Here is a 7,041-nt window from a genome sequence, read left to right on the forward strand (position 1 = left end):
TTGCTGCACGGATCTGTTGCAGAGTTTCTTACTGAACGAAGAGTTGGTACCGAACCCTCTTCTTATGTCGCCAATTCCGCAAATTGACGAAACGGACAAATTCCCGGCCCATAGCTGCCGTTCAACAAGCAACGCGCATACTGCATCGCGGCCCGTCGAACCTGCCATTCGCTGCAGTCGCGTAAGGTACGGCAACATAGGTATTTCTTCTTTCCGCTAAAAGTACTCCGAATTGGGGTTGCGGCATCGAGGGTTCAAAAGACTCTGATATCAACCCCAAGGCAAATCATGAACAAACTGACGTTCTGCCTTAAGGCTTTCAACTTCTTCCAACCGGTTACTCCATTCTTCCACACCTATGAGATCGAACGAGAAATGCGGGTTTTTTCCGTGAACCCGTTCGGTATGACCTTGCTCATCCTCACCGTCCTGCGGAACAACGGCGGCCTCCAAAAAACTTGGGGTGCTAAGCTCTGACACGACGTGCTCAAGCCACTTGCCTTCTTTAGGATACGAGGCCCGCTGCTCCTCAAGCATGTCTATGGCCACACATGCCAAACCCTTCGCCTGACCTCGTTCGTAAGCTAGGGCACGTGTTCTCAGTCGCAGAATCGCTGGGTGCAAATAAGCGGCATATGCACGGGCGGCATTTCTTCTGCCGAGCAGCACTGCTCCCGCCTCGATGAGAAAACTGACATAGGTCCGCTCGGAGCAGCCATGGTTCAGAATGTCGAGATACACTTGATCAAGGCAAGCCTCAGCTGGCTCTTGGAATTTCTGCCGTCGAAATAGCTCGGCCATCGCGATCTCAAACCCCAGAACTTCATGGAAATTGGAGACGGTGGTGGAACTGATCATGTTCGAGATGCAAACAGCCAGCGCCTTTGAAAGATCCGATTTCGATGTCGGAACGTTTTTTTCATAACGTTGGGCGAGACTGCGAATGTAGGGTAGCGCCCGATCCCTTCGTATAGTTGGTCGAAGATCACTTTGTTCTAACCCCTGATAGAGCCTTATAGCTTGATCATGGTCCCCAGAAAGATAAGCGATATGCGCGCGGCGCGATTGTAGGCGCTCGCGCAGCTTGTCCAAGATTCCGGCCTCCACCTTTTCGCCCGATATCAGCGCTTCCGCGTCGTCAGCAAACTGCAGCGCATGCGGAAAATCGCCCATCACGCCTGCAACCATCGCCTCGTTTATGAGTGACTTGCAGAGTATGGTGTTATCCCCACTGTCATTTGAGAGCGCCGATAGCCGCGCAAAAACATCAGCGGCTTCTTCAGCCCGACCCACATCTAACAGCGCACAAGCAAGATCGTTGAGAAAGAAGGGTGCATCACATTCGGGCATACCCGGATGATTGGTGTTGAAGTTGGCCTCACCGCACAGAAGCTGCAGAACCTCGAGCTTCAGTTGGTAGGCGCCAAATCGCCGTGTGAGCTGTCGCCCACGCCCGTTGAGCATTTGGCGAAAAACAACCCAATAGCAGAAACGCCATGCATCCTGAGGATCACATCCTTGAACCCTTCCCCGTGTGGGTGGCTTCACGCTGAACGTTTTGAGATCATGTTTTGCATAATCCTCGTGCGTGAGGTCTCGTCCCTGATCAGATTGGGGAATCACTTCACCGCATGCGCGCATCAGATGACGGATTACCTCGGGCAGAAAAAATATGTCGTCGTCTGCTCGGCCCTTGATATATGGCAATTCCTGGCTGAGGGGCAAACTGTCGCGAAGCTCAAACATGCGCTTTGCAGTAAAGTAGTGCACGGTGGCTCTATTGTATTTTGCATCCCCACCCGAGTTCATCCAGATGTCTTGAATAACTGCCTTTACTCCAAGGGTCATAGCGTAGTTCATTCCGTCGCCATCGGAGCGATTGAACCGAACGAGGCTGTCGTAGAGATCCTCGGCAGCAAAGCCGTGACACTGATCAACCTTTAGAGACTGGACCTTATTCTTCCCCTTAGTTCCAATAAATCTGATCGCTTCGTCTGTTAACCAGTAGAGGGTGGTCGTGCACCACGTCAGAAAGCGAAGGCCTGGCCTGTCGGGGTCACCTGCTTCTTGACGTAGTACGTTGAAATAGGTTTTGGCCTCGCGCACGAGCGATTGAATGTCAGGACACTTTTCTAGATCGATGTCACCGGCAAGTTTCTTAAAGCCTTGGGTGGGATCAAAATAGGACTCGTTCGCCATATTTGACGCAAAGAATGCGCGCAGCCGAATTGATGCCGGCCAGATCTCAACATCTTCAACCTGACCATAGTGCCACCGCGCTTGTTTCAATCTCGCATCTGCATCATGCAACTGATCTTCACTACCTCTGAGAGCCACAAATCGGTCCATCTCAGCCCTGAAAAAGGCAAACCGGTGGCCAGTCTCCACTCTCAGCAAGTTGGTGGCCGCAGGATTTACTTCGCCTAGGGTACTAGGCGCGATCTGACTTGCGGAAAGCATTAGCAGTATCGGCTGCTCAGAGAATACGCGCTTCTGGCGGACGGCCTTTATGAACAGCTTAATCGGACAATTGGCGGTTAGCAGTTTCGTGGAAGTATAGGACGCGCCATGCAAGACCACCAGGCATCTCTGGTCTATCAGCTGTGCAACGCGCTGTGCCTCTGCGTTCCTGTGATCTGGATCAAGTCCGAGGTGCCGACTGAGCTCGCGCAACTCACTTCGACCATCAGTTTCGCAAGGATCAAAGTAGATATGAAAGACCGAAGCATAGTGCTCTGCGATCGCATCCGAATGACAGAGTTGATCGGCGACAAAGCTTGCACCACTTTGGAATGGGGCGACCCACTCCGTCAGGATTGTCTTCGCGGTTGCCACCTGGTTTGCGATGCAGTCGAGCGCCGCTGACTCTTCGGCGCACAACACGACATCCTCGGGCTTTTCCCCACGCGTAGCCGACGCAAAGATCATTGGAGGGGGAAGTTGATCCTTGTCCGGCTTGATTCCGGCTTCCCTCAGAATCAAAATGAAGCTTTCTATAGTGGCCGCCTCCAACGCCTTTGGCGGGATCCCGACTGCACTAGCTAAATCTGACTTAAACTTTGAACGCGCAAAAGCGCGTTTGATCTTACTGTTAACTTGGGGTTGTTGAGCCCCTTCCCTCAGCCATTTGCTTAGATACGTCGAGAAGGTGCTTCGATCTTTCTTGTTTGTAGGGCTCACCCCGAACAAAGGAAGCAGATCGCTCTTACGCGCGATTTTCCTTGGCCCCAGAGATGTCCGATGTATTCGGTAGTTGTGCCAGAAATAGGCAAATAATTCATGCGGTTCCACAAGCTACCCCAAGCAAAATCAAGGTACCTTGCAACATTTTTCAGATTTGGCAAGCCCAAATACGAAATCTGGATTTATTGCAAGTGCATTTGCGATGCAGTTGCAAACGTCTGTTTTGCAACTCGATTTCTCGAACAGATTTGAGTCGAATTCGATGCTCTGGTTGATGGACGATGCCGCGTCAGGTGTCGCTTGCGAGACCGGATTGGCATTTCGGCTTGGGGATGGTTCCAACTGAGACCTGGTGCCCATCCCCGAGCCACCCCGATAGGTTTGACGCTTCTGATGAGTATCCGAAGAAGAGTCAAGCCTCGAAAATGAAACAAAGTTTCTAGTGTGGGAGGCACAACATGACAAACAACCACCTGAGCAGTGTGGGCGCGCAGATGCCGCAGCATTGCGAAGCCTGCGGTTGCCCGCTGGTTCTTACTCGCGGCAACATGGCTAACCTGATGAAAGTGATCGCTAAGCCCGGCAACCTTGAACGTTTGAAGCGTCTGCTGGATGCCGACGCCCTCTGGGAAGATACTATTGCCGACAAACCGGGAGGGCCGCGCCGTGTCTAACCTTCCTGCGAGATACTCCCTTCCAAACCAACCAGCTTGTACGATCTGTCAGGTTGGAAATTGTATCCGAGATGGTGATATGATCTACGCCGACAACAACGCTACAGGGCGCCGTATCCTGAACTATGTACCGGAACTCGCCCTTCTCGAAGTGGTCATGCCTGGCGATATGTCCGAGTACGTAAACCCAAATGCAGACCGTGGACCAGTCGGGCGCAATCTGAGAAACGTCCTCGCCAGTCTCGAAGGTGTCAAACCAGACCAAATCGTAATTGATGGTTCGGGGCTGAACCGGATGAAGCTACTGCCAAACCTGTATGGAGCGAGGTCGGTCGTAACCATCGCAAACGACTTTCCGGGCTACAAAGCATCCGCGACGTCCTGCAATTTGCCACATATTGAGATTCCTTGCGGCATCTGGGAACCTAGCCTCAATGAAGGCGAAGCCGTAAAGGTGGTAGCGGGGCTTGATACCCCAATCGTGTTTTTGTCAATGCCGGTCACCAACCCCGGCCAGACAGTGGTAGGACTGGGTGTCGCAAGTGCAATCCTGCGCGCAAACTCTGACGCGATTGTTGTCATAGACTCTGCCTATCGGCGGGACAACGTTCTGAGCGAGGACTACGTGAAGTTTGCGCTGGAAAACGATCGGGCGCTGTACATGAACGTGGCTGCCAAGGACCTTGGGTCTTGCGGCGCACGCGTCTCTTGGATGATCGGAACACCCAAAATGCTTGATCCGATCAGACAAGATGTCTGCCCGTACCCCGTCTCGATGCACGCTGCGCGGTATCTGGCGAAATTGGCTGAAAAACCACATGTGGTCGAAAAGATCCACCATGTTCAACGTGCCGCAGTGGATGTGTACCGTGATTGGCTCCCAAGCACGGGTCTCAAATACAAGACCGGTGCTGGTCCTTGGGTGCTCATTTACGTTGGCGATGACGTTGCTCAGGTCGTTCAGGACCTTGCTGAAGTCCATGGCATTCTGGTTCAGGATCAATCGGGAAAAGCCGCGGACCTCGATGGCTGGATCCGTGTTTCAGCAAATGTACCGTGTGATGCCGCTAAAGTCGCTGCGGCCATTTCCGAAAGACTGCTTGCCATAAAGGCGGCGTGAGAAAAGCCACTTTCACGCGAATAGGATCGCGCTGGTTGCGCGATCCCGCTCTCTCTAGGGTTGGGTATTTCCTACAGCCCGGGATGACTTGAATGGCTTCATTCGATCCTTTGTCTTGATCTCTTTTAAACTTGACGTTTTGCACCAATGTTCGGTTATCCCGTTGCCTATTTGCGTTCTGAACCAAGCTGATGCAGCGATATTTGTTCTGCGAGCGCGCGCAGCAAAAGCTGAAGACTTCTGAAATGGGCTCACTGCCGATCTTGGAGCGAGCGCAGCACCTCTGAGATGGACCCAATTGGCTCCGATGAGGACGGCCCAATCCTGCCGTTCGACCTTAGTCCTGAATTCTGCGGTTGCAGCCCGCTTTCCGGACATTCGCCGCAAGCGCGAATTCCGGGCCTCGTCGAACTCACAGATTGCGGACAAAGCGCTATTCCGCTGCGCTTGCGCCAATGGCTGCTTTTCCGTTGTGAAAAGGGTTTGGCCCGTTATTCGCTGTGCCAACCAGTGATCTGAACATCTCCTAGGCGTTCTGCTTCGGCACGACCCACGCGTCTTACTACTTGTGAGAACGTCCAGATATGGCCTTCGAAATCCTTGGCACGATATATGCGGTCGCCGTAGTATTGATCTTCCGGCTCAGAAACGATGGCCGCTCCATGTTCGCGCGCTCTGGCGCAATGTGCATCCAGTCCGCTCTCGATTTGGACATAGACTATTTGTGTCGTCTTGCCGCCTAATGACTGCGGACTTGAGACGAAACCGGGCCACTCACCGTCAACAATGATTGAACAGTTGCCGAACCGCATTTCAGCATGAACAGGGCCACCTGCTTTATCTCGAACGTCGATCAACCTCGTTGCGCCAAAAGCAGCTTCAAGCCACGACAACGCTCTGTCAGGTTCTTGATAAAATATGCCAGTTCGAATGGTGGGCCTTTCAAAAGGATCATCCAAACCCAAATTCCTTATAGGCCATCACGAAAGATGTTTCTCGAAGAATAGGTCCGGGTAAGGGTCGTCGTTGAACCTGTCGATCTCGCTCCAACCCATATTCCGGTAAAGGCCGACAGCCTCAAACAAGGTGCTGTTGGTATCCAATCGGAGCGTCTCAATTCCGATAGACCGCGCTGCACACTCGGCGGTGGCCATGAGACGGCGCGCCAATCCCAGACCCCGTGCAGAAGGGGCGATCCACATCCGTTTTATTTCTGCTAGCGTGCCGCCGCTTCCTTTCACGCCAACACAGCCCACAGGCATATCGCCAAGTCTAGCCACAACAAATGTTCCGTGGGGATGCTTCATTTGTGATAATTCAGGGTCGCCTGATTTTTTGAGATCAAATTCTAGACCTAGCCTCTTACTCAGTTCTGCCGCGAAAGCGCTCAAACACTTCGTAGCTATGTCAGACGCATAGTCCACTTCTTCGAAGACAATACTCTCTCGCGATAGCGCGACGGTAACGATATCCATAGCGTCGAGCAAACGCCGCGCATCCTTGTGCCGTTCCAAAATGGTGGCGGCCCGTTCATCAGAGAGCTGTTCGTAAATTTCGAATTCGTCTACGCCCGCCCTTGTGAGCTTGGTTATGCGGCTGCGCCGGTCCTTTGGATTTGGGGTCGTCTCGATCAACCCTTCGGCTTCAAGGCTGCGAAGCAATCGGCTTAGAAGACCTGTATCGAGCTTAAGGAAAGCTCGAAGGTCGGATACGTTTTGATATCCGAGCCCAATCGCATTTAGAACGCGCGCTGCCCCAAGTGGCCGCCCTCGGTTCAGGAAGGAATCTTCTAGCGCACCAACCTCAACGGCTACGGAACGACTGAAGTTTCGAACACGGGATATTTGGTCAATTTGCATTTTCCTGACTTTAGTCAGGTAATCTGATTGTTCAAGCGTTTTCTGGCATGCACCAAGATCTGACATTCGTGCAAAGCGCAGCATCGGTCGAAGTGGGCTCGTTCCAGACCTCGAATGCGGCGCAGCATCCTGTGATATGTTGCCTCGGTCAACGTCGGGTTGTCGTTGTGGGAGGGCATGGCGGATCGGAGGATCAGTCATGGAA

5 protein-coding genes are annotated in these 7,041 nt (G+C 52.7%); 2 read left to right on the forward strand and 3 right to left on the reverse strand.

Annotated features, from left to right (window positions below; genetic code table 11):
• Positions 1-270 precede the first annotated feature (270 nt).
• A complete protein-coding gene (locus ACR0AP_RS20640; RefSeq protein WP_480509136.1) occupies positions 271-3,291 on the reverse strand; it encodes a hypothetical protein in 3,021 nt (1,006 codons plus the stop codon).
• 350 nt (positions 3,292-3,641) lie between these two features.
• Between ACR0AP_RS20640 and ACR0AP_RS20645 the strand changes: the two genes are divergently transcribed.
• Both ACR0AP_RS20645 and ACR0AP_RS20650 read left to right on the forward strand, forming a co-directional pair.
• Positions 3,642-3,857, forward strand: coding sequence for a hypothetical protein (locus ACR0AP_RS20645; protein WP_480509138.1), 216 nt, complete (start codon positions 3,642-3,644; stop codon positions 3,855-3,857).
• Between the two features lie 79 nt (positions 3,858-3,936).
• Complete coding sequence (locus tag ACR0AP_RS20650; protein WP_480509140.1) at positions 3,937-4,977, forward strand: aminotransferase class I/II-fold pyridoxal phosphate-dependent enzyme; 1,041 nt, start codon at positions 3,937-3,939, stop codon at positions 4,975-4,977.
• Between the two features lie 491 nt (positions 4,978-5,468).
• Here ACR0AP_RS20650 and ACR0AP_RS20655 read toward each other — a convergent pair whose 3' ends face one another.
• Both ACR0AP_RS20655 and ACR0AP_RS20660 read right to left on the reverse strand, forming a co-directional pair.
• A complete protein-coding gene (locus tag ACR0AP_RS20655) occupies positions 5,469-5,936 on the reverse strand; it encodes a VOC family protein (protein ID WP_480509142.1) in 468 nt (155 codons plus the stop codon).
• 21 nt (positions 5,937-5,957) lie between these two features.
• The coding region (locus tag ACR0AP_RS20660) for a GNAT family N-acetyltransferase (protein WP_480509144.1) at positions 5,958-7,041 on the reverse strand (1,084 nt) is incomplete at its 5' end.

Source organism: Ruegeria sp. AF7 (genome assembly GCF_056541885.1).

Excerpts from the sequence above, each read along its gene's own strand:
- ACR0AP_RS20650 (WP_480509140.1), top strand. The coding sequence starts at position 3,937 with ATGATCTACGCCGACAACAACGCTACAGGGCGCCGTATCCTGAACTAT.
- ACR0AP_RS20645 (WP_480509138.1), top strand. The coding sequence starts at position 3,642 with ATGACAAACAACCACCTGAGCAGTGTGGGCGCGCAGATGCCGCAGCAT.